This is a genomic window from Mesorhizobium sp. M2A.F.Ca.ET.067.02.1.1 (genome assembly GCF_004023285.1).
Taxonomy (GTDB): Bacteria; Pseudomonadota; Alphaproteobacteria; order Rhizobiales; family Rhizobiaceae; genus Mesorhizobium.
Map to the genome: position 1 here is coordinate 1 of NZ_RZSB01001335.1, position 686 is coordinate 686.

Sequence of the window (686 nt, forward strand, 5' to 3'; positions counted from 1 at the left end):
GGCAGGAAGTCGACAACATATTCGGCGCCGCGATAAAGCTCGGTATGCCCCTTCTGACGGCCGAAACCCTTGGCCTCGGTGACGGTGATGCCTTGCAGCCCGGCCTCTTGAAGCGCTTCCTTCACTTCGTCCAGCTTGAATGGCTTGATGATCGCTTCGATCTTTTTCATGTAAAAAATGGCCTCCACTGCCAAGAAGACGGGTTGTGTACCCCGCTTGCGCCTCCATCTAGCACGAACCGTGCCAATCCAGAGGGGAGGAGACGGTACAGGGCGTTTTCGATTCCGCATCGGGCCCGGATGCAAATTCGCGTCATCCGCTGCGCCGGATGCGGCATGGACGCCCAAACCCTATACATCGCCCCTCCTCAATCCTGCATAAAAAATGGGCAGGAAGCGCAAATAGCAATCGAACCCTTGTCGGATGCGGCCGCATCTGCAAACGATGCGCGGCCGCGGCGGTTTGCTTCGAACCGAAAACTGGACAATGCTTGATCGCACGGAGATCGGCAATCCCATGCGCAATGAACTTCTATCGACGGCCGAAATGGCCGAGGCGGACAGACTAGCGATCGCGGCCGGGCCGCTCGACGGCTACGGTTTGATGCAACGCGCCGGCGAAGCAGTCGCGACCCTGGTGCTGGCGCGCCACCCGGGCGCGAAGAGGGCGCATGTGCTGTGCGGCCC

Annotated in this window: 1 protein-coding gene and 1 pseudogene; one reads left to right on the forward strand and one right to left on the reverse strand. The window is 60.2% G+C overall.

Annotated features, from left to right (window positions below):
- Nucleotides 1-170: P-II family nitrogen regulator (locus tag EOA28_RS37670; RefSeq protein ID WP_140781953.1), on the reverse strand; the 170-nt coding region annotated here is incomplete at its 3' end.
- A gap of 316 nt (nt 171-486) precedes the next feature.
- Between EOA28_RS37670 and EOA28_RS37675 the strand changes: the two are divergent.
- Nucleotides 487-686: pseudogene (locus tag EOA28_RS37675) on the forward strand (hypothetical protein); the annotation flags it as partial.